This window comes from Vibrio sp. B1ASS3, from assembly GCF_905175355.1.
In the GTDB taxonomy this organism is placed as follows: domain Bacteria; phylum Pseudomonadota; class Gammaproteobacteria; order Enterobacterales; family Vibrionaceae; genus Vibrio; species Vibrio owensii.
The window spans coordinates 534859-557355 of record NZ_HG992742.1; the positions used below are offsets into that span (position 1 = coordinate 534859).

General features: G+C 44.8%; 20 protein-coding genes and 1 tRNA gene. 14 read left to right on the forward strand and 7 right to left on the reverse strand.

Annotated features, from left to right (window positions below; translation table 11 throughout):
• The first annotated feature begins 281 nt into the window (after positions 1-281).
• Together rraB and KJB05_RS02510 are read left to right on the forward strand one after the other, a co-directional pair.
• The gene (rraB, locus tag KJB05_RS02505; protein ID WP_005432867.1) at positions 282-698 is read left to right on the forward strand and encodes a ribonuclease E inhibitor RraB; all 417 of its coding nucleotides are present in this window, start codon (positions 282-284) and stop codon (positions 696-698) included.
• Between the two features lie 171 nt (positions 699-869).
• Positions 870-1670 (forward strand): hypothetical protein, encoded by an 801-nt coding sequence (locus KJB05_RS02510; protein WP_017187889.1) that lies wholly within the window; start codon positions 870-872, stop codon positions 1668-1670.
• A gap of 16 nt (positions 1671-1686) precedes the next feature.
• Here KJB05_RS02510 and KJB05_RS02515 read toward each other — a convergent pair whose 3' ends face one another.
• The 5 genes from KJB05_RS02515 to pepA form a co-directional block, all read right to left on the reverse strand.
• Complete coding sequence (locus KJB05_RS02515; protein ID WP_114321944.1) at positions 1687-2592, reverse strand: bifunctional helix-turn-helix transcriptional regulator/GNAT family N-acetyltransferase; 906 nt, start codon at positions 2590-2592, stop codon at positions 1687-1689.
• A 115-nt stretch (positions 2593-2707) separates the two neighbouring features.
• The gene (locus tag KJB05_RS02520; RefSeq protein WP_045491915.1) at positions 2708-3106 is read right to left on the reverse strand and encodes a DUF2061 domain-containing protein; all 399 of its coding nucleotides are present in this window, start codon (positions 3104-3106) and stop codon (positions 2708-2710) included.
• Between the two features lie 224 nt (positions 3107-3330).
• Complete coding sequence (locus tag KJB05_RS02525; protein ID WP_005432830.1) at positions 3331-6189, reverse strand: valine--tRNA ligase; 2859 nt, start codon at positions 6187-6189, stop codon at positions 3331-3333.
• A 94-nt stretch (positions 6190-6283) separates the two neighbouring features.
• Positions 6284-6733 (reverse strand): DNA polymerase III subunit chi, encoded by a 450-nt coding sequence (locus tag KJB05_RS02530; RefSeq protein WP_005432852.1) that lies wholly within the window; start codon positions 6731-6733, stop codon positions 6284-6286.
• 115 nt (positions 6734-6848) lie between these two features.
• On the reverse strand, positions 6849-8357 hold the full coding sequence (gene pepA, locus KJB05_RS02535) for a leucyl aminopeptidase (RefSeq protein ID WP_005432840.1): 1509 nt from the start codon (positions 8355-8357) through the stop codon (positions 6849-6851).
• A 200-nt stretch (positions 8358-8557) separates the two neighbouring features.
• Between pepA and lptF the strand changes: the two genes are divergently transcribed.
• Positions 8558-9658, forward strand: a complete 1101-nt coding sequence (gene lptF / locus KJB05_RS02540) for an LPS export ABC transporter permease LptF (protein ID WP_009707625.1) — start codon at positions 8558-8560, stop codon at positions 9656-9658.
• A 3-nt stretch (positions 9659-9661) separates the two neighbouring features.
• Positions 9662-10732: an LPS export ABC transporter permease LptG gene (lptG, locus tag KJB05_RS02545; RefSeq protein ID WP_005441983.1), complete on the forward strand. Its 1071-nt coding sequence runs from the start codon at positions 9662-9664 to the stop codon at positions 10730-10732.
• A gap of 74 nt (positions 10733-10806) precedes the next feature.
• Here lptG and KJB05_RS02550 read toward each other — a convergent pair whose 3' ends face one another.
• Positions 10807-11286 (reverse strand): RDD family protein, encoded by a 480-nt coding sequence (locus tag KJB05_RS02550; protein ID WP_005441982.1) that lies wholly within the window; start codon positions 11284-11286, stop codon positions 10807-10809.
• A 229-nt stretch (positions 11287-11515) separates the two neighbouring features.
• Here KJB05_RS02550 and KJB05_RS02555 point away from each other — a divergent pair, with 229 nt between their 5' ends.
• From KJB05_RS02555 to KJB05_RS02565, 3 genes are all read left to right on the forward strand, one after another.
• Positions 11516-12724, forward strand: coding sequence for an IS4-like element ISVsa5 family transposase (locus tag KJB05_RS02555; RefSeq protein WP_001352368.1), 1209 nt, complete (start codon positions 11516-11518; stop codon positions 12722-12724).
• A gap of 145 nt (positions 12725-12869) precedes the next feature.
• Positions 12870-13535 (forward strand): SDR family NAD(P)-dependent oxidoreductase, encoded by a 666-nt coding sequence (locus KJB05_RS02560; RefSeq protein WP_208446384.1) that lies wholly within the window; start codon positions 12870-12872, stop codon positions 13533-13535.
• Between the two features lie 177 nt (positions 13536-13712).
• Positions 13713-13797: transfer RNA gene (locus tag KJB05_RS02565), tRNA-Leu, on the forward strand.
• 461 nt (positions 13798-14258) lie between these two features.
• On the opposite strand, the gene cod is transcribed toward KJB05_RS02565, so the two are convergent.
• A complete protein-coding gene (gene cod, locus KJB05_RS02570; protein WP_208446383.1) occupies positions 14259-15542 on the reverse strand; it encodes a carbohydrate-binding protein in 1284 nt (427 codons plus the stop codon).
• A 248-nt stretch (positions 15543-15790) separates the two neighbouring features.
• Here cod and KJB05_RS02575 point away from each other — a divergent pair, with 248 nt between their 5' ends.
• The 7 genes from KJB05_RS02575 to KJB05_RS02605 all read left to right on the forward strand — a co-directional run bounded on the left by KJB05_RS02575 (position 15791) and on the right by KJB05_RS02605 (position 22475).
• The gene (locus KJB05_RS02575) at positions 15791-16096 is read left to right on the forward strand and encodes a PTS sugar transporter subunit IIB (RefSeq protein WP_020197390.1); all 306 of its coding nucleotides are present in this window, start codon (positions 15791-15793) and stop codon (positions 16094-16096) included.
• A gap of 87 nt (positions 16097-16183) precedes the next feature.
• Positions 16184-17518: a PTS sugar transporter subunit IIC gene (locus KJB05_RS02580; RefSeq protein WP_009707622.1), complete on the forward strand. Its 1335-nt coding sequence runs from the start codon at positions 16184-16186 to the stop codon at positions 17516-17518.
• Positions 17519-17566: 48 nt separating this feature from the next.
• Positions 17567-17878, forward strand: a complete 312-nt coding sequence (locus tag KJB05_RS02585) for a PTS lactose/cellobiose transporter subunit IIA (protein WP_005441971.1) — start codon at positions 17567-17569, stop codon at positions 17876-17878.
• Positions 17879-17888: 10 nt separating this feature from the next.
• Positions 17889-19211 (forward strand): 6-phospho-beta-glucosidase, encoded by a 1323-nt coding sequence (locus KJB05_RS02590; RefSeq protein WP_208446382.1) that lies wholly within the window; start codon positions 17889-17891, stop codon positions 19209-19211.
• A 17-nt stretch (positions 19212-19228) separates the two neighbouring features.
• Positions 19229-19984, forward strand: a complete 756-nt coding sequence (gene chbG / locus KJB05_RS02595; RefSeq protein WP_208446381.1) for a chitin disaccharide deacetylase — start codon at positions 19229-19231, stop codon at positions 19982-19984.
• Positions 19985-20086: 102 nt separating this feature from the next.
• The gene (locus KJB05_RS02600; protein WP_208446380.1) at positions 20087-21085 is read left to right on the forward strand and encodes a LacI family DNA-binding transcriptional regulator; all 999 of its coding nucleotides are present in this window, start codon (positions 20087-20089) and stop codon (positions 21083-21085) included.
• A gap of 139 nt (positions 21086-21224) precedes the next feature.
• Positions 21225-22475 carry an HD-GYP domain-containing protein gene (locus KJB05_RS02605; protein WP_208446379.1) on the forward strand — a complete coding sequence of 417 codons (1251 nt, stop codon included), beginning with the start codon at positions 21225-21227 and terminating at the stop codon, positions 22473-22475.
• Positions 22476-22497: the final 22 nt, after the last annotated feature.

A 22497-nucleotide genomic window follows, 5' to 3' on the forward strand; every position in this document is an offset into this window, starting at 1 on the left:
TTGCTGTATTCACTCCAAGATCATAAACACGCAAACAAGTCTAAAATTACTCGTCTTAGGTTCAATTAGGATCTTCTGAATATTAAAGATTAGCCGTTTTTGTTAATTTTTTGTTTCTGTGAGCGGGGTTTAGATTTGCGAGCAAAAATTATCATCAAGAATCACCGCAGTTTGGTGTTTGTTTGTGGCTTTTCATCGCAATCCGTGCCATATTTCACCGCATTAACGTACTCAGTTTAGAGTATAGTGTTTCCATCAAGTAACTAATCTGGAGCCAAAACATGTCTCACGAAGATGAATATCTATCAGTAGAAGAATTAATTGAGATTCAAAAGGAAGAGACTCGCGATATCATTGCAGCATTGCTAGAAGACGGCAGCGATCCAGATTCACTATACGAAATCGAGCACCACCTATTTGCTGAAGACTTCGATACGCTAGAAAAAGCGGTTGTTGAAGCGTTCAAGATGGGCTTTGAAGTTCTTGAAGCTGAAGAAACAGAAGATGAAGACGGCAACAAACTGCTTTGCTGTGATGCAACAATGGAATCTGCACTAAACGCAGAAGCAATTGATGCACAGGTTGAGAAACTGGTTCATCTTGCAGAAAAGTACGACATCATTTACGACGGTTGGGGTACTTACTACGAAGGCGAAGATGCGCTTTACCCTGAAGAAGATGATGAAGACGAAGAGTAATCCTCTTATTCAATCTAAAAAGCCAGCGTTTATCGCTGGCTTTTTTGTGCCTTGAAAATGATAACCGAAGATAACGATAAATAATTCTCATTGAGTTTGTCTGCTTATAGCCTGTAACCCTAAGTTACTTGTGTATATAATGCGTGAAAATTGATCTAGCTCAAGGTGTATATGCAACTCTCACTCGCCGGTTTATGGCAAGTCTCTCCACTGACGGACCTTTCTATCCCACAGGATGACATTACTTTCCCTGCTCCTTTGAGTCAGGTATTGCCTGCTGAACTGACTGAAGAAGCGATTCGTCAGCAAGAGTGGCACCTGATGCACGACATTGAAGTGGACGAATCCATGATGGCATTCCCTGCGGTAGAAATGGTGTTGGGTGGTGTGGATTACCATGCAGAAGTGCGTTTGAACGGGGTAGCATTGTTTGACTGTGACGGCTCACAAAGCGTGTACAAGAAAGACATTCGTCCGTTCATGCAGATGGGGCGTAACCGTTTTGAGATCCTGTTCCTTGAGGAAGAAGAAGATCTTCTGTTGGATGAGGATAAACCAGAGTTGTGCTCACTTGCGGATCATGAATACCAAAAGAGTGATGAGCGCTTAGGGGTATGGCAAGAACCGTATCTGCAGTTTATTCGCAATGTGCGTTTAGACCGCGTGGCTACCGAGCAGATTTGGCACCACGGTGGTGGTTGTGAGTTTAAGGTGGATTTGTACTATCAAACTTTTGCGCCGGGTTTAGTATCGGCATCGGTTAAGTTTAATGGCATGACTTACCATATTCCTATTGATGTCCGAGCGGATCATGCGAGTGCTTTATTCCAGATCGAAGCGCCAAAGTATGCCGATCTTAATGATCCCGATCCAAAAGATCTCTACGAACTCGTGGTGGAGTTGGATGGGCAACGTCAAGCATTTACAGTGGCGCTTAGCCAAGAGCTCTGTGTTACCCACCTTGTACTTTAAGTTTTGGGATAAAGCGCTATAACGTTTTAAGCATCACGACTTCACATGCATCATGCCCCGTTTGTCCTAGCGGGGCATCGAGATGCTCAAAGCCTAGTTTTTCATACAAGCCTACCGCTTCTCTTAGACATTCTGTCGTTTCTAAATAGCACTGCTGATACCCAAACTGTTTCGCCAGTTGTAAGCTCAATGCGACGATGCGTTTGGCTAAACCGTGCCCTCTTGTTTGAGGTAAGAAGTACATCTTTTGCAACTCACACACATTTGGCTCACCAGCTAAAGGTGCAAAGCCGCCGCCGCCCACAATCTCGCCTTGGTATTCGACTACCCAGTAGGCTGCGCCTTGCTGGTCGTAAACCGAGTACATGTCATCAAGCGTTGGATCGGCCACACCATAACCTTTGTCTGCGGTTAAACCGTATTCTGCAGAGACTTTACGAATCACGTCTGCAACTTGCGAGTTATCTGCTTTGGTAAGAGGTCGAAGAACGTATTCCTCAGCCTGACATACTTTTGTTAGCCCTTTTAGGTAAGTCTCCAGACCAAGTTTGAGTTGCTCTTGCTCGCTGTCATCCAGTTGGGTAAGCAGTTGTTCAAAGAAGCTGTTTTGCTGCTGGTCTAGTTGCGATAACGCCAGTTGCCCTCGCTCTGTAAGCGCTACAAGTTGGCTACGTTTGTCTTTTGGGTTTTCGATGCTCTCAACCAAGCCTAATTTAATCAGACCGGTAACGGTTCGACTCGCATTGGACTTGTCGACATTAAGCTGCTGTGCCAGTTGATTGATGGTCAACGGCTGCAGCTGGATTTCACCTAACGCGTGCGCTTGCACTGGAGTGAGAGCGACATCGCCGCATTGTTTATCGAGCATACCAAGCAATCGGACGGCTTGACGGGAATAGTGTCGAAGTTGACGAGCATTCATTATCACTTACCTCTAAAAATAAAGTTGCGCACCGCAATTAAATTAATTGCGGTGCGCAACTTTGTCAATGGTAAATGTTATTTTGCTCGTTAGGAGGCGTATTGAGCCTCCATGTTTAAGCGTGTTGGTGTAAACAGAACTGTGGTGCTTGGTTATCTGATTTACGCATCCATACTTTCTCGTGGAAGTAGTAAGCCACAGTGTTCAAGCTTGGCTCTAGCATCGCCATGATACCGCCGACAAACGCATCACCTGTTAGTAAGTAAACCACGCTAAACGCAACACTGAAGTGGATAGTGGCAAAGCTTACGGTTTTTAATTTGGTCATCCACTGACGAGCTTTAAGCGCTGGGACTTTTGCCCATGCCTTCTCATGAAAGTAGAAAGCGACGGTGTTCACTGAAGGCTCAATCATGGCAATTAAACTACCAATTAGAATGTCGCCAGTAAGCACGTAAGCGACACTAAACGCGATAGTAAAATGGAGTGCTGCAAAGGTTAGTGTCTTTTTCATGATAATTACTCAATCGTTGTGTTGTTTCGATAGGTCTATTATTGAGAATTATTATCATTAAATCTAATGGGCAGTTAAGATTAGTTTGATAGGTAAAAACTATTAAATAGGAGGGAGTAGGAGAGAAAAGTGAATACCTTTGAAAGCTTTCCGTGCGATAAAATGCAAAAAGGGTTGATGCTTTCACACCAACCCTTTGATTCTTTTACTCTAGCTTTTAGCGATTAAAGTGCAGCGATCGTTGTCTTCTGCTCTTCTAGCTTAGCTAGTGTCTCTTTGTAGCCTTCAAGTTTCTCACGCTCTTTGGCAACAACCGCTTCAGGAGCTTTCGCTACGAAGCCTTCGTTACCTAGTTTGCCTTCGATACGCTTGATTTCGCCGTGAGTTTTCTTGATTTCGCCATCTAGACGAGCAAGCTCAGCGTCTTTGTCGATCAGACCCGCCATTGGGATCATCAGCTCAGACTTAGCAACCAATGCTGTTGCACACGCTGGCGTTTCTTCGTCAGCAGCAAGTACGCGTACAGATTCTAGTTTCGCTAGAGACATTAGTACTTGTTTGTTTGCTTCTAGACGCGCTGCGTCTTCTGCGTTTGCAGCTTTCAGCATAACGTCAAGCGGCTTACCTGGGTTGATGTCGTATTCAGCACGTAGGTTACGGATGCTGGTAATGAACGCTTTCACCCATTCAATATCGTCTAGCGCTTCTTGGTTGAAGTTTGCTTCGTCGAATTGAGGCAGTGCTTGAAGCATGATTGTCTCACCTTCTACACCTTCAACGAGTGGCTTGATGCTTTGCCAGATAGTTTCAGTGATGTAAGGAATCACTGGGTGAGCCAGACGTAGCGTCTTCTCAAGAACTGTGATTAGCGTACGGCGAGTACCACGCTGTTGCGCTTCAGTACCTTTCCATAGAACTGGTTTAGTTAGCTCTAGGTACCAGTCACAGAATTGGTTCCAGATGAATTCGTAAAGCGTGTTTGACGCCATATCTAGACGGAAGTTGTCGATATGGTTGTTGAACGCTTTCGCTGCAAGTTCAAACTGAGACTCGATCCACTTATCCGCTAGTGAGTATTCAATCTCACCACCGTTGAAGCCACAATCTTGCTCTTCTGTGTTCATCATTACGTAACGGCTTGCGTTCCATAGTTTGTTACAGAAGTTACGGTAACCCTCAAGGCGCTTCATATCCCAGTTGATATCGCGACCTGTTGATGCCATTGCTGCAAGAGTGAAACGTAGTGCGTCTGTACCGTATGCTTCGATACCGTTTTCAAACGTCTTACGAGTGTTCTTCTCGATCTTCTTCGCTAGCTGAGGCTGCATCATGTTGCCACAACGCTTCTCTACTAGAGACTCTAGGTCGATACCATCGATCATGTCGATTGGGTCAAGTACGTTACCTTTCGACTTAGACATCTTGTCGCCGTTTTCGTCACGGATTAGACCAGTAACGTAAACTGTCTTAAATGGTACTTGTGGTTTGCCGTTTTCGTCTTTCACGAAGTGCATGGTCATCATGATCATGCGCGCAACCCAGAAGAAGATGATGTCGAAACCAGTTACTAGTACGTCTGAAGGGTGGAATACTTTCAGATCGTCAGTTTGCTCTGGCCAACCTTGAGTACCGAACGTCCATAGTGCAGAAGAGAACCATGTATCCAGTACGTCTTCGTCTTGGTGAAGTTCAATGACTGACTCTAGGTTGTTGTTCTTACGAACTTCTTCTTCGTCACGACCTACGTAAACATTACCTTGGTTGTCGTACCAAGCTGGGATGCGGTGACCCCACCATAGCTGACGAGAGATACACCAGTCTTGAACGTCACGCATCCAAGAGAAGTACATGTTTTCGTATTGCTTAGGAACGAATTGGATGTCGCCGTTTTCTACTGCTTCAACTGCTGTTTTCGCTAGAGGTGCAGTACGTACGTACCATTGGTCAGTCAGCATTGGTTCGATAACCACGCCACCACGGTCGCCGTAAGGAACTTGTAGATCGTGATCTTTCACTTCTTCAAGTAGACCTAGCTCGTCGAATTCAGCAACGATAGCTTTACGAGCTGCAAAACGCTCCATACCGTGGTACTTAGCTGGTAGCTCAGTGCTGTAAGCGTCGCTTGCTTCGCCGTTGGTGTTGAATACTTCAGAAGCGTCACGGATGTTCGCGTCGAAAGTCAGAATGTTGATCATTGGTAGCTGGTGGCGCTTACCAACTTCGTAGTCGTTGAAGTCGTGCGCAGGTGTGATTTTCACACAGCCAGTACCTTTTTCCATATCTGCGTGCTCATCGCCCACGATTGGGATGCGACGATCAACGATAGGAAGGATGATTTCTTTACCGATAAGATCTTTGTAACGTGGATCTTCTGGGTTAACTGCAACACCAGTATCGCCTAGCATGGTCTCTGGACGAGTCGTTGCAACAACGATGTAGTCTTTGCCATCTGCTGTTTTAACGCCATCTGCTAGTGGGTAGCGGAAGTGCCACATGTTGCCTTTAGTGTCTTTATTCTCTACTTCTAGATCTGAAATCGCTGTGTGTAGCTTTGGATCCCAGTTAACTAGACGCTTACCGCGGTAGATTAGATCGTCTTCGTATAGACGTACGAACACTTCTTGAACCGCGTTAGATAGACCATCGTCCATCGTAAAGCGCTCACGGTCCCAGTCTACAGATGCGCCAAGACGACGAAGCTGCTTAGTGATAGTGCCGCCAGACTCGCCTTTCCATTCCCAGATTTTGTCGATGAAAGCTTCACGACCGTAATCGTGTTTTGTTTTGCCTTCTTCTGCAGCGATCTTACGCTCAACAACCATCTGAGTTGCGATACCTGCGTGGTCCGTACCTACTTGCCAAAGAGTGTTTTTACCCTTCATGCGCTCACAACGGATAAGCGTATCCATGATCGTATCTTGGAACGCGTGGCCCATGTGTAGGCTACCAGTGACGTTCGGTGGCGGGATCATGATGCTGTATGATTCTTTAGTAGTGTCACCGTGTGGCTTAAAGTAGCCTTTCTCTTCCCAAGTCTGATATAGAGCTTGTTCGATTGAAGTTGGGTTGTATGTCTTTTCCATAGCGCTCTTTTAATGGATACGTTGATGGTTGAATCTAAGTCAATCTTTATAAGTGAACTCTCTGAGTGGAGAGCTTAACTATAAGGATTGACCGTTAAGGATATTGAATTTCGATCGTTTGCAGTTGATAACCTGCCTGACGGTAAATTTTATACCTTTCTCTTGCGAGCTGTTTAGCTTTTTCTTCGCAAGGCACGAAGTCTACCACTTGAGCAAACTTGTTCGCAAAGGTTGTCTCATTTTCCGCCAAATTAATTACCAGTTGACGGTTCCAGTTAGGTTTTACACCTTCATGGCCGATTTCAATATTGGTGGCGTATTTCGGTCCTTCACCTACAAGATTATGTGCCATGAACTTGTCTGCATCAATTTGCCAAAAGGCTTCAGCGAGCTGCTCGGCGTGCGGTTTGTCTTGGCAGTTCAGATATACTTTTGCGCCTTGGCGAGCAAAGTGCTGAGCCAAAAACACGATGTATTCTTCAAAGCCAGCCACCGTTGCTTGCGGGCTCTCTTCGTTAATGATGTAGAAGGTTGCAGTTTGCATCATTCTCTCACTTGCCGTTGGTCTCTTCCTGAAACCATATTAAATCCGATTTTCAATCAAGAAAATCGAGGTAATAAAAAAGGGCCTTGCGGCCCTTTTAGATGTTGTTCAGAAATTACTCTTCTGTCTCTTGGCCGCTGCGGTTCAAAAGGAATTGGACAAGCATTGAGACAGGACGGCCCGTTGAGCCTTTCGCTGCGCCTGATTTCCACGCAGTACCTGCGATATCGACGTGTGCCCAGTTGTACTTTTTAGCAAACTTAGACAGGAAACAACCCGCAGTGATAGTACCAGCAGGACGACCACCGATGTTTGCCATATCAGCAAATGGGCTCTTCAACTGCTCGTGGTACTCGTCTGCCATTGGTAGACGCCATGCACGGTCACTCGCTTGCTCAGAAGCGTTGACTAGCTCATGAGAAAGTGGGTTGTGGTTAGAGATTACGCCGCTGATATGGTGGCCTAGTGCAATAACACAAGCACCAGTTAGCGTTGCAACATCTACTACGCAGTCTGGTTCGAAACGCTCTACGTAAGTCAGTGCGTCACAAAGAACAAGACGACCTTCCGCATCCGTGTTCAGAACTTCTACAGTTTGACCAGACATGGTTGTTAGGATGTCACCTGGACGGTAAGCGTTGCTGCCTGGCATGTTTTCACAGCCTGCTAGAACACCAATAACGTTGATTGGTAGGTTTAGCTTCGCTAGCGCTTTCATTGTACCGAATACAGACGCAGCACCACACATGTCGTACTTCATCTCATCCATACCTTCACCAGGTTTTAGAGAGATACCGCCTGAATCGAACGTCAGACCTTTACCGACAAGTACGATAGGTTTTGCTTCTGATTCTGGGTTACCTTTGTATTCGATAATCGACATCATTGATTCGTTCTTCGAACCACGACCTACTGCTAGGTAAGATGTCATGCCCAGTTTTTCCATCTCTTGCTCACCAATGATCTTGGTGGTTACTGTTTCGTAATCGTCAGCAAGGCGACGTGCTTGAGAAGCAAGGTACGCTGGGTTTGCGATGTTTGGTGGCATGTTGCCAAGATCTTTTGATGCTTTCACACCAGATGCGATAGCTAGACCGTGAGTGATTGCTTTCTCACCTAGGTTTAGTTCACGACGCGTTGGTACGTTGAATACTAGCTTACGCAGTGGACGACGAGTTTCTGGCTTAACGCTCTTGAACTGATCGAATGTGTAAAGACCATCTTTAGTCGCTTCTACTGCCTGGCGAACTTTCCAGTAAGTGTCACGACCCTTAACGTGAAGTTCAGTTAGGAAACATACTGCTTCCATAGAACCTGTTTCGTTAAGTGTGCTGATCGTCTTTTGAATGATTTCCTTGTACTGGCGCTCGCCTAGCTCACGTTCTTTACCACAACCTACAAGTAGAACGCGCTCTGACAAAACACCTGGTACTTGATGCAGTAGCAGCATCTGACCAGGTTTACCCTCTAGATCACCACGGCGAAGTAGTGAACTGATGTAACCGTCACTGATTTTATCAAGTTGCTCGGCTACTGGAGAAAGGCGACGTGGTTCAAACACACCAACAACGATACATGCGCTACGTTGTTTCTCTGGACTGCCACTTTTAACACTGAACTCCATGCGTACTCCTACATCCTGAAGACAAATTGCTCTAAATGTTAGATAATGATCGCTTACTTGTTGAATTTAAGCTCAGGTCTTACCAACAGAGCTGATTTAAGCGCTAACATCTAGTTTATAATTTTTAAAAAAATAAATGGTTCAACGGGAAACTATAGTGATTCGACCAAAAAAACAAGTTTTGTATAGGTAATTTCAGCGTGATTATTGTTAGATATTTGATCCGCGAAACACTCAAGAGCCAATTTGCGATTTTCTTCGTGCTTTTTTTGGTGTTTTTGAGTCAGAAGTTTATCAGTGTTCTTGCTGACGCTTCGGACGGGGATATTCCTGCTGGATTAATTTTCTCAATTGTTGGTTTAAACATGCCAGCAATGGGGCTATTAATGCTGCCATTGAGTTTGTACATCGGCATATTGATCACGTTTGGTCGTTTATATGCAGAAAGTGAAATCGTGGTGATGAACGCAACAGGTATTGGGAATAAATTCCTAGTACAAGCGGCGTTGTACTTGGCGATCATTACTTCTGGTGTTGCGGCGTTTAACGCATTATGGCTATCACCTTGGTCGCAAGACCGCGTAGAACAGCTTTATGAACAAGTCGCTGCCGAAAACAGCGTTGATCTACTTAAGAAAGGTCAGTTCCAAGGCACGCCAGATGGTTCTTCGGTTGTTTTCATTGATGACATTAAAGACAGCACGTTAAGTAACGTGTTTGTAGCACAGATGCGCCCACGTGATTCTATTTTGCCTAGCGTGATGTTCTCTTCTTCGGGTGAAGTGAAAGAATTGTCGGATGGCCGTCAGATCATCACCATGCATGAAGGGACGCGTTATGAAGGTGTGCCGACTCGTGTTGAGTACATGGTGACTAAGTTTGATCAGTACGAAGGTGTGATTGGCCAACGTGAGGTGAAGCAAAAAGGTCGCGACTGGGAGGCATACCCAACGGCGGACTTGATTGGCCATCCAGATCCTGAAGCGCAAGCAGAGCTGCAATGGCGTATCTCATTGTTCGTATGTATTCCACTATTAACGATGCTGGTTATTCCTTTATCCGCAGTTAACCCACGTCAGGGGCGTTTCGCTAAAATGGGACCGGCCATCTTGATTTACCTTGCGTACTTCCTTGCAATCAGTGCAACGAAATCGGCGTTAGAGGATGGTGCGATTCCTGCAGCTATAGGTATGTGGCCAATCAATGCAATGTTGTTGATAGTGGCTATTTTGGCAAACATGATGGACAGCGTTCCTGTTCGACGAATGAAAGACAAATTCCGCAAGAAGAGGCTCGCGTAAGCTGTGTTTAAACTCTTAGACCTTTACATCGGTAGAACGATCATCTCTACCACTGCCTTGGTTCTGGCGACCTTCGTTGGCTTGTCGGGCATCATCAAATACGTAGAGCAGCTGCGTAAAGTCGGCCGTGGTGCTTATGACTTAATGCATGCACTTTACTTTGTACTGTTGAGTATTCCTCGCGACATCGAAATGTTCTTCCCGATGGCAGCGCTACTGGGTGCCTTGATTGGCTTGGGCATGCTGGCTTCAAGCTCTGAGCTTGTGGTGATGCAAGCGGCGGGTTTCTCTAAATTGGACATCGGCTTATCTGTGCTTAAAACGGCTGTACCATTGATGCTTATCGTTATGACGCTCGGTCAATGGGGCGCGCCAGAAGCTCAAAAGATGGCGCGTGATTTACGTGCGTTTGCTTTGTCTGGCGGTAGTATTGTCTCCGTTCGGGCTGGGGTATGGGCTCGTGATGCCAATGACTTCATTTTTATCGGTAAAGTAGAAGACGATAAACTCTACGGTTTGAACATGTGGCGTTTTGATGAAGATAAGAACTTAGACAAAGTTATCTTCGCAGAAGAAGTCGACTACCAACAAGATAACAATTGGTTGATGCGTTATGTGCAAATCACCGATATGGAAAATGAAAATGTCATTACCAAGCGCGATTTAGAGCAGATGGAATGGCACACCTCATTAGCGCCAGATAAGCTTGCGGTGGTAACGGTGAAACCAGAAGAACTTTCTTTAAGTGGCCTGTATGACTATGTGACCTATTTGAAGGCCTCGGAACAAGATGCTTCACGCTATGAACTGGCATTTTGGCGCAAGCTATCTCAACCACTCTCTATCGCAGTAATGATGCTGATGGCGTTGTCGTTTGTTTTCGGCCCATTGCGTAGTGTAACCATGGGCGCAAGGGTGCTCTCAGGGGTAGTTGCCGGTTTTACCTTCTACATATCCAGCGAGTTCTTTGGGCCTCTTACCTTGGTATACGGCATTCCGCCAGTGTTTGGTGCATTGGCCCCTAGCTTGGTGTTCCTAGCTATTGCGGTATCCTTGCTAAGAAGAAAACTGTAGGTTTTCAAAATAGATAAACATAAAAAAAGGAAGGTACTGTGCCTTCCTTTTTCTATTCTGCTTGCGCGGTTTCGCTATTTTGCTTTTGGCAAGACAACGACTTCAGTTTTTGCCCAGATGTCGTGGAAGCCACGTTTTTGCGGATCGATTGGCACAGTCAAGTTAGCTAAGCCAAAGCCCGACGTACCTAAACGAATTAACGCCTGAGTAACCGTAATTGGTGCACCATCCTTACTGTTACGAATTTGCATTTTCCAAGCTCGCATCCCTAAGGTTTGTCCTGCTCGTGTCCAGAAAAAGACAAAGAAATATACCCAGACTGCCGCCAGGTAGAATGTAAATAGTGGGCTTAGTACAGGATGTTTTCCTAGCATGTCAGCTGCATCCGCGTATTCCCCGTAGCTCAGCAATCCTGCTGCATTCAGCGCAAAGACGATTGCCATTACAACACCTGCAGCCATCATTTCAATCGCCAAGATAATCAGCGTGTCGTAGAACAACGCCGCTAATCGACGAAAGAAGCCTGCTGGTGGAAGAGTTGTAGAAGTCGTCATAGTTCCATCACTTACCTTTAAAATTGTGCGTCAGGATATAGATTCCGCTTGTTGGTGAAAAGAGAGCTAACGCACAGAGTCTCTAATTACGAAGAAATCACCGTAGCAGAAGACACTTTATACTGATGAATCCCCTAATGATTTTTATCAAAATCATTAAGTTAAGGTAGATACACATCTTGTCATATGATCAAATGGTTTCGCCAAAAATCAATAATCAGACAACAAAATGTGCGAACTCGATATTTTACACGACTCTCTTTACCAATTCTGCCCCGAATTACACTTAAAACGACTCAACAGCTTAACGTTGGCTTGCCACGCCTTACTTGACTGTAAAACTCTCACTCTTACCGAACTTGGCCGTAACCTGCCAACCAAAGCGAGAACAAAACATAACATCAAACGAATCGACCGATTGTTAGGTAATCGTCACCTCCACAAAGAGCGACTCGCTGTATACCGTTGGCATGCTAGCTTTATCTGTTCGGGCAATACGATGCCCATTGTACTTGTTGACTGGTCTGATATCCGTGAGCAAAAACGGCTTATGGTATTGCGAGCTTCAGTCGCACTACACGGTCGTTCTGTTACTCTTTATGAGAAAGCGTTCCCGCTTTCAGAGCAATGTTCAAAGAAAGCTCATGACCAATTTCTAGCCGACCTTGCGAGCATTCTACCGAGTAACACCACACCGCTCATTGTCAGTGATGCTGGCTTTAAAGTGCCATGGTATAAATCCGTTGAGAAGCTGGGTTGGTACTGGTTAAGTCGAGTAAGAGGAAAAGTACAATATGCAGACCTAGGAGCGGAAAACTGGAAACCTATCAGCAACTTACATGATATGTCATCTAGTCACTCAAAGACTTTAGGCTATAAGAGGCTGACTAAAAGCAATCCAATCTCATGCCAAATTCTATTGTATAAATCTCGCTCTAAAGGCCGAAAAAATCAGCGCTCGACACGGACTCATTGTCACCACCCGTCACCTAAAATCTACTCAGCGTCGGCAAAGGAGCCATGGATTCTAGCAACTAACTTACCTGTTGAAATTCGAACACCCAAACAACTTGTTAATATCTATTCGAAGCGAATGCAGATTGAAGAAACCTTCCGAGACTTGAAAAGTCCTGCCTACGGACTAGGCCTACGCCATAGCCGAACGAGCAGCTCAGAGCGTTTTGATATCATGCTGCTAATCGCCCTGATGCTTCAACTAACATGTTGGCTTGCGGGCGTTCATGCTCAGAAACAAGGTTGGGACAAGCACTTCCAGGCTAACACAGTCAGAAATCGAAACGTACTCTCAACAGTTCGCTTAGGCATGGAAGTTTTGCGGCATTCTGGCTACACAATAACAAGGGAAGACTCACTCGTGGCTGCAACCCTGCTTACTCAAAATCTATTCACACATGGTTACGTTTTGGGGAAATTATGAGGGGATCTCTCAGCACTTTATATCCATCCTTCCACTTAACAAAGCTATCCAGTTCAAACTTCGCGCTACCCAGCCTGTGAAATCATCAAACATACGTTACCTTGCTGAGTTAACGAAATTACGAATGATGTGATAGAGGTACAAGATGATCGTAATTACTGGCGCGAGTAGTGGCTTAGGTGCGCAGTTAGCCAAGTTGTATGATGCTCAAGGCGAAGAAACACTGTTAACCGGACGCAGTGAAGAGAAGTTGGTGACTCTTGCTCAGCATCTCTCCAATAAAGCGCAAACGCGCAGCTGTGATTTGGTGGATACATCCCAAGTCGAGAATTTGTTTGATGAGCTGCCTAAAGCGCCTTCTACGCTGATTCACTGTGCGGGAAGTGGGTATTTTGGTTTATTAGCTGAGCAAGACCCACAAGAGATTCAAAAGCTGATTGAAAATAACCTCACTTCGGCGATTAACATCCTTCGAGAGTTGGTCAAGCGTTATCAAGATCAGCCAGTAAATGTTGTGATGGTGATGTCGACAGCAGCGCTGCAACCTAAGGCACAAGAATCGACCTATTGTGCGGTGAAGTGGGCTGTCAAAGGTTTGATTGAATCCGTTCGTATGGAATTAAAAGACAAACCAATGAAAATTATCGCTGTGTATCCCGGGGGGATGGCGACGGAATTTTGGGAGACGAGCGGTAAGTCATTAGACACCAGTAGCTTTATGAGCGCAGGAGATGCAGCGACGATGATTCATGGCGCGCTATCTAATATAGGTAATGGTTACGTTTCGGAGATTACTGTTAATCGCTTATAGGGTTGAAGGGGAGGTCTTGTTATCAGGTTATATGGCAGACTGGACTGTGATGAGATCTCCTTTGTCACACTTTGTGGCGAAATTATCAGCAAACGATAGTTATTTAAGGTTTTTCTGCTTGCGCAGGTCAAAAGCTTACGTATAATGCCAACCATCAAAGGGCAATAGCCCAGAGATGCCGGTGTGGTGAAATTGGTATACACGACGGATTCAAAATCCGTTGCCTTCGGGCGTGGCGGTTCAAGTCCGCCCACCGGTACCATATTCCAAGACAGAGCCTCGACGAAAGTCGGGGCTTTGTTGTATCTAGGTTTTGTGAATTCAAATCCAGCGTGGCGGCAGGAGTGCCTGTCCAATCAGCTCCGCCCACCAGTACCATATTCTAAGACAGAGCCTCGACGAAAATCGGGGCTTTGTTGTCTCTAGGGTTTGTGAATTCAAATCCAGCGTGGCGGCAGGAGTGCCTGTCCAATCAAGTCACCCGCTGGTACCATACATAGAAAGGTCGCTTTTATAGCGGTCTTTCGTCGTTTTGGGTGTTTGGAAATGGCGGGAGAAGGTTAGCGTAACCTTCGCGGTGGCGTCAGGAGTGCCTGCCCAGTCAGGTCGGAACGCCGATACGGTAGCTCAAGGCGGTGCCTCGAAGTTTCTGAATCCTCAAAACAAAAAAAGCGCGAGGGGTATGCCTCGCGCAAACTACTACATGGTGATAGTAGGAACAGCCTATAGAGCTGTGAACAAGGTGTTCTGTGTATGCGGAGTCCAGTCTGCTTGTGATACATGCGGTACGTTGACTAGATAGCGTAGGCCTTGGTAAGTCACGACATCACCTGCTTCATAAGAAACGTTAAGTGTCCAGTTTGTTGCAGGATCTGCATTGGTCCAAAGGCTAGAAGTAGAAGATGGTGCCCAGTCTTGCTGCGCGATGTGCGCTGTCACTGATTTGTAAACAGTGCCAGAATGCGTTACGTAATCACCAGCAGCGTATGCGTTGCCGACCTGCCAAACAGGCGTGTAGTTATCCATGGTATCGAAAACGTATCCTGCTTCCTTTGCGATTTGGATAAACTTAGCCAGCTTAGGTAAGTTTTTGGTTGCTCCCATGCCGCGTTTGCCATCTTCGAATAAGAACTCATGCGTTAACACGATAACTTTGTCTGCGTGTAGCGGGGTACCACAAGGGAATTCCTGAGCTTTGGAGTTGATAGGATTGATCGTTGTTGGTGCACAACTGTTAAGAGCGGCGTCGACATAGCCTAAGAAAGGTTCTGCTTCCGTCAAACTGTTGGCTGGCATTGCAATGCCCCAGTTCTCCGGGGCCCAGTCGAGATCCCACCCATGAGTTTGATAGCCTTTATTCGCAAGAATATTTTGTACTTCAATGGAAGCTTTTACACTGTTTGATGGATTATGTGTATCACACACATAGCCTGGTTCCCAAGGCTTTAGATCGTCAGAAGTTGCGCACAAGCCATCCGCTTTGAAGTTCTTTGTTACACGCCAACCATTGGTGTAAGGCAATCGTGCAAATTCTTCGCCACGATAGTTTGGATAACTGTTGATATTCGGCAAGTATCTTTCCAATACAGCTAAGTTCTCAGCAAACGTACCCGCATCATAAACAGGATCTTGGTAAGAGTTGATTTGATGATCGCCGGTTGCATTACACTCCGCGCCGCTGTTTGGGCCAAATTCCTCTACACAGTTATGGATCATGTGGGCGTAACTATGGTTAGCAACGATATGCCCAGTGTCTAGAGCAAGTTTAAGTGCTTCTAAAGCACGATCCTCATTCTCATCGCCAATGCCATCTAAGTGCCAAGCATTAAAGTAGAAAGTACCTTTAACGCCTTGTTCATTAAGCACATTAATCACATCAATAGAAGCGTTAATAGGACCATCATCAAAGGTCAAATATATCGTGCCTTTTGGTGCAGTTTGGGCAAATGAAAATTGAGATAGCGCAGTACCTAAAAGTGTAACCATAGCCAGTTTATTTAATTTCATTTTCTATTCCTTTTTAGAAATTAATTATGACGTTGTCAGTAGTAATATATTGATAGTTATAAATATAAATTAATGCATTTTGTTATTTTGTTGGCTTTTATCCTAGACCTAAATAATTAATAAAAAATAGGCTGTATTTTCTAAAATGAGATTTAGTTCACGAACAATGCAACCGGTTGCGCTTTTTTGCGTTGGTTATTTTTGCTACAGTTTTTGTAGATTGAAATTTACACAATGGGAGTAAGGCTATGAAAAAAATTCTTTTGTGCTGTAGTGCTGGGATGTCGACCAGTATGTTGGTTAAAAAAATGGAGCAAGCAGCTGAAAAACAAGGCATTGACTGCAAGATAGATGCGCTATCAGTGAATGCGTTTGATGAAGCGATTAAAGAATATGACGTCTGCTTGTTGGGGCCACAAGTGCGATTCCAACTAGAAGAGCTTCGTAAAACAGCAAATGAACACGGCAAAAATATTGAAGCGATTTCCCCTCAAGCTTACGGAATGATGAAAGGGGAAGAAGTATTACAACAAGCATTAGAACTTATTAACTAATTCAATAATTTAAATAAAAGTAAGAGTTTTTAACTGAATATAAATATTCGGTACGGAATTCTTTTGTCTGAAATAAGGATGGAATCTATGAAGCTTTATGATGCGATTATCGGAATCGTCGAAAAGCATATAGCCCCAATTGCGGCTAAAGTGGGTAATCAACCTCATGTTAGAGCAATGAGAGACGGATTTATTGTGGCAATGCCGTTTATTATTGTCGGCAGTTTTATCTTAATTTTTGCGTTTCCCCCATTTGCTGAAGGTACCACGTTTACTTTAGGGCAAATATGGTTGGATTTCGCGACAACGCATTTCGATACCATAATGATGCCCTTTAATATGTCGATGGGGATCATGACCATATTTGTCTCGCTTGGGGTCGCCTACAGCTTGGCGAAGGCGTACAAGATGGACGGCATTACCAGTGCGGTTTTGTCACTCATGAGCTTTTTATTGGTTGCTGCTCCAGCCAAAGATGGCGCTTTAGCGATGAATCACATGGGAGGAACAGGGATCTTTACAGCGGTTATGTGTGCTTTCTTCTCAGTTGAACTGTACCGATTTATGAAGAAACATAACATTACTATTCGTATGCCAGAGCAGGTTCCGCCAGCTATCGCTCGTTCTTTTGAAGTTTTACTGCCAGTTTTGGCAATTTTTATTACGCTCTATCCGTTGAGTATTTTTGTTCAAACTCAATACGACATGTTGATCCCTGATGCCGTGATGGCAATGTTCAAACCATTGATCAGCGCTTCTAATACTTTACCAGCGATTATTGGTGCGCTGCTTGTGTGTCAGTTGTTGTGGTTTGCAGGTATCCACGGGGCGGCAATCGTTGTTGGTCTGTTATCCCCAATCTTCCTAACTAACATCAGTGCGAATATTGATGCGTTTGTTGCTGGTCAACCTATTCCAAACGTATTCACTCAACCTTTCTGGGATTTCTATATCTTCATTGGTGGTTCGGGTGCAACGCTGGCGCTAGTCTTGCTGATGTCTTTCAGCCGTTCAGCGCACCTTAAAAGTATTGGTCGCATGAGTGCTGTTCCGGGATTCTTCCAAATCAATGAACCAGTCATTTTTGGTAGCCCTGTAGTGATGAACCCAATTCTATTTATTCCATTCGTATTTGCTCCAATCTTGAATGCAACCATCGCATATTTTGCTGTGCATCTTGGTTTTGTTGGTATGGGTGTCGCGACCACACCTTGGACAACGCCTGCGATTATTGGTGCGTCATGGGGAAGTGGTTGGACATTCTCACCTGTTTTGTTGGTGATTGGCCTGCTTATTCTTGACCTCTTTATTTACCTGCCGTTCTTCAAGATGTTTGAGAAACAGGTACTTGAGCAAGAGCTACCGACCAATAAAGAATCCAAAGAAGCAGAGCAGCCTTCGGGTGAAGGCGTGACGGCTTAAATATCAATTGGGCTGTGACTTGGCAGCCCTTCTTTTCGGAGAGAAGACATGGAACAAGAATTAGTTGTGATGGAAATCATCTGCAATGCTGGTGAGGCTAGAAGTCTAAGTTACGAAGCGTTACGTCTATCGAGAGAGAAAGACTTTGTTGCTGCAGAGGAAAAGCTTTCTCAAGCTAGAGAGTGCATTAACAAAGCACACTTGATTCAAACTCAGTTGATCGAAGAAGACCAAGGAGAAGGCAAAGTACCAATGACGTTAGTGATGGTACATGCTCAAGACCATTTGATGACCACAATATTGGCGCAAGAAATGGCCGTTGAAATCGTCGCGCTGAATAAGCAACTCGCTGAGAAATAAGGAAACCATTATGCCAAGAGATGCAATCAAGCTTGCCATTATTGGTGGCGGCAGCAGCTATACACCGGAACTGGTAGAAGGGGTGCTCAAACGCTTGGAGTTTTTGCCAGTCAAACAGATGCACTTTGTGGATATTGAAGCAGGCGCTGAGAAGCTAGAGATCATCAAGGGCTTAGCTCAGCGTATGGTGGATAAAGCTGGTGCAGATATTGAAATCAAAGCTGGATTTGACCGACGTGAGGCGATCAAAGGTGCTGATTTTGTTATGACTCAATTCCGAGTCGGTGGTTTAGCTGCACGAGCTAACGATGAGCGTATCCCAATTAAGTACGATGTCATCGGCCAAGAAACAACAGGCCCTGGTGGATTTGCAAAAGCATTACGAACTATTCCCGTGATTCTGGATATTTGTAAAGACATTGAGGAGCTTGCGCCAAATGCTTGGATGCTGAATTTTACCAATCCAGCAGGTTTAGTCTCTGAAGCGGTGAGCAAGTACTCTAAGGTTAAAAGTATTGGTTTGTGCAATGTCCCTGTCTCGATGGAGATGATGATAGCTGAAATGATGGAGTGTGAACCGAAGGAGCTTCAACTCGAGTTTGCAGGCTTGAACCATCTTGTCTGGGTGCTAAAAGCTTGGTTGAAAGGCGAAGACATTACTCAAACGGTGCTAGAGAAAGTCGGTGACGGTGCCAATTTCAGTATGAAGAACATTTGGGAAGAACCATGGGATCCTGCATTTCTAAAAGCGTTAGGCGCAATACCGTGTCCTTATCATCGTTACTTCTATCAAACCGACGCAATGCTAGCTGAAGAAAAGCAAAGTGTAGGGGAGCAGGGGACACGTGCTGAGCAGGTGATGGAAACCGAAAGTGCACTCTTCAAACTTTACCAAGATCCAAATTTAGACCACAAACCCAAGGAGTTAGAAGAGAGAGGTGGCGCTTATTACTCTGATGCTTCTTTAAATCTTGTGGATTCGATTTACAACAATCGTAACAGTATTCACGTTGTTAATGTGCTAAATAATGGTGCAATCAATGGCTTAGCTGATGATGCCGTTATTGAATGCAGTGCCGTTATCGGAAGTTGGGGGGCAAAACCTCTGGCTGTTGGCAATTTATCTACCAATATCAGTGGATTGCTTCATCAAGTAAAAGCCTATGAGCAACTCGCAATAGAAGCGGCGGTTGAGGGGAGTTATGACAAAGCCTTAATGGCATTAACTAACAACCCGTTGGTTCCAGATATTGGTCGTGCGAAATCCATCTTAGATGAAATATTGGAAGTGAATGCGCCATATCTGCCGCAGTTTAAACTGACGACTTTGTAACTCGAGGAACATCGCGAATGAAAGTGATTTTTAACGCAGATGATTTTGGTTTAACTCAAGGTGTAAACAACGGCATTATCAAAGCCCATCAACAAGGTGTTGTTCTATCGACAACCATGATGATGGGTATGAACGCAGAGCAACACGCTGTTGAGTTAGCGAATCAGAATCCGAACTTAAAAATTGGCGTCCACCTTCGTTTTACTGCAGGGAGCCCTCTAACTGGGCATCCAAATCTTACCAGTGGTGGGGAGCAGTTTGTTCGTTTTAATGAGTTATGGAAGAAGCGTGATTTCCAAGAAGAGGCGGTTTACCAAGAAGCGGTTGCTCAAGTTGAGCATTTTCTTTCATTGGGATTACCGCTTAGTCATATAGATAGTCATCATCATGCTCATACTCATCCTCAATTATTGCCAGTGATTCAAAGAGTGGCTGAGCAGTATCGAGTGCCGTTGCGTGGTAGCGGTTTGTGTCATATCGACTGTGATACCACGTATCATTTTACCGATGAGTTCTATGATCAGGGAGTGAGTTTAGATGGTGTTATGGCGCATCTAAAAAGTCTCAAGTCTCAATATGATGTGGTTGAAGTGATGTGTCACCCTGCTGATGTCGATCAACACTTATTGTCTATTAGCGGCTACGCTCTGCAGCGAGAGTTAGAACTTCAGGTGCTGACCTCTCCAATATTAAAGCAAGAGCTGGCCGAGCACGGTATGAGCATCACGGATTATTCGACTCTCATTTCTACTCGTAAATTTGCCAGTGTATGATTAAGGCTGCCAGCATCGCCCCCTACACACCTTACGATTTGCTGGCAATCACTTTCTGGTATTGTCTCCATTAACAAAAAGCAGTTGGATTGAATAAGCACGATGGCAAGGATTAAAGATGTCGCTGAACTTGCGGGAGTAAACCGCTCTACCGTTTCTCGCATTATTAATGGAGAGGGAAAGTTCAGAGAAGAAACAAAGAAAAAAGTTGAAGCTGCGATGGCTGAACTTAACTACCGCCCTAGTGCTATTGCCCGTTCGCTTGCAACTTCATCTAGCAACATGGTTGGTTTGTTGGTGACGTACTATACCGGTGGATTCTTTGGTGAGATGATGGAGCAAGTGCAGACCGAATTGGACATGCATAAGAAGTTCCTAATTACAGCGCAAGGGCACCATTCGGCGGAAGGGGAAAAGGAAGCCATTCAGCGTTTTAATGATCTGCGGTGTGATGGTTACGTGCTTCATAGCCGCTACCTATCTGATGATGATTTACGAGAACTCGCCAAGTTGCCAACGCCGTTTGTATTACTCGATCGTTATGTCGAAGGCATAGAGGAGCGTTGCGTCACCTTCAACCATCATCACGCCAGTCGAATTGCCGTTGAACATTTAATTGCTGGTGGTCATAAACATATCGCTTGTATTAGCGGCCCTTCTCTGCGTCATAACAGTTTATTGCGAAAACTCGGCTACGTGGATGCAATGAAAACGGCTGGCATTAATATAGACGAAAGCTGGTGTGAAGAAGGAAATTACGGACGTCAAAGCGGTTATGATGCAATGGCCGCTATTTATCTCCGCCATCCTGAAGTGACGGCTGTGTTTTCATGTAGTGAGGAGATGACGGTCGGAGCGATGCAGTTCTTGCATGAAAAACGTATCCCAGTGCCAGAACAAATCTCATTGGTGAGTTTTGATAGCGTGGATTTGTGTGAAAGCTTATATCCAACGGTGTCTGCAGTACATTTCCCAATCAGCGAGATGGCTAGAGTGGCAGTTCAAACGTTAATGGGGTTAATCAAAGATCAGCAATCACACACCAAGCCAGTATTTGAAGCAGAGTTAAAACTACGCAAAGCGGATCGAACTCTTTTATAACCCTTCTTTATTACTCTCTGTGCGAGTTTGTTGATGACATGCACAGAGAAGCTTCATTCATCTCCCTTATTGATGAATTTATTTACAAAATCTACTAGTATTCGAGGCTTATCAATAAAGTCTTATCAACAGTGGAACAGTGGCAGCAATTAAACTTACAGTGGATCGTATTCAGCCCGGGTTACATATCCGTCTTCCGCTAAAGTGGAACGATCACCCATTCCTACTCAATAGCTTCAAGATTAAAGACCAAGAACAAGTGGAGATGATTCGTCACCTTGGCGTGAAGTTTGTGTACTTTAATCCGGAACAAAGCGATGTATCTCCCCTTCCTGCTAATCAGCCTCAAACCGAAGTAAAGAAAGACGATGCCTTAGATCTTGAGGCTCAAAAATTATGGCAAGAGAAGCAAAAACGAATTGAAAAGCTGAGCGCTTATCGTCGTCGCGTTATTCAATGTGAAAAAGAATTTGAACGATCACTCGCTCGAATGCGTTCGGTGATGACGAAAATTCGTAACCGTCCCGCAGATGCGGTAGGGGAAGCAAAGCAACTGATCGACGATATCGTTGAGAAGTTAATGTGTGATGACAATGTGACTTTGCACTTAATGAACGGTAAGAATGAGTTCGAAGATATCTACTTCCACTCTCTTAACGTTGCCGTTATTGCGATGATGATTGGACGAGCGAAAGGTTATTCTGCCGAGCAACTAAAAGCACTTTCGTTTGCTGCTTTGTTTCATGACATGGGCAAGATAAAAATCCCAACCGCTATATTAAGGAAGCAAACGCCACTGAGTGAGCCCGAAAGCAACTATCTAAAGCTGCACACCAAGTACGGCCTAGATATGGCTAACCAGATTGAAGATTTTCCTGAAAGCGCAAAAACCGTGATCGCTCAACATCATGAACTGCGCGACGGCTCTGGCTACCCAGAGGGTTTGAAGGGGGATGAGATTGATGAGCTCGCACAGGTGATTATTGTTGCTAATGCTTTTGACAATCTGTGTCATACCCCAATCGTTTCTGAACAGAAAATTCCATATACAGCACTTTCCCACTTATATAAGAACTGTAAGCATCTATATAAAGAAGAGAACCTTAATATCTTAATTAAGTTTATGGGCGTATTCCCTCCAGGGACGGTAGTTCAGCTTTCTAACAATATGGTGGGCTTGGTTATCTCAGTGAATGCATCTCACCTATTGTTCCCGAATGTGCTGGTCTATGATCCTGCTGTTCCAAGAACGCAAGCGCCAATCATTGACCTCGCATCTAAAGATATAAAGATAGTTAATGCGATTCATCCGTCTAAATTGCCGGAAAAAATCAAAGAGTATCTTAATCCGCGCTCACGCATTTCCTATTTCTTCGATAGCGATGAGTAGTTATCCACAGTCTTTTGTGGGT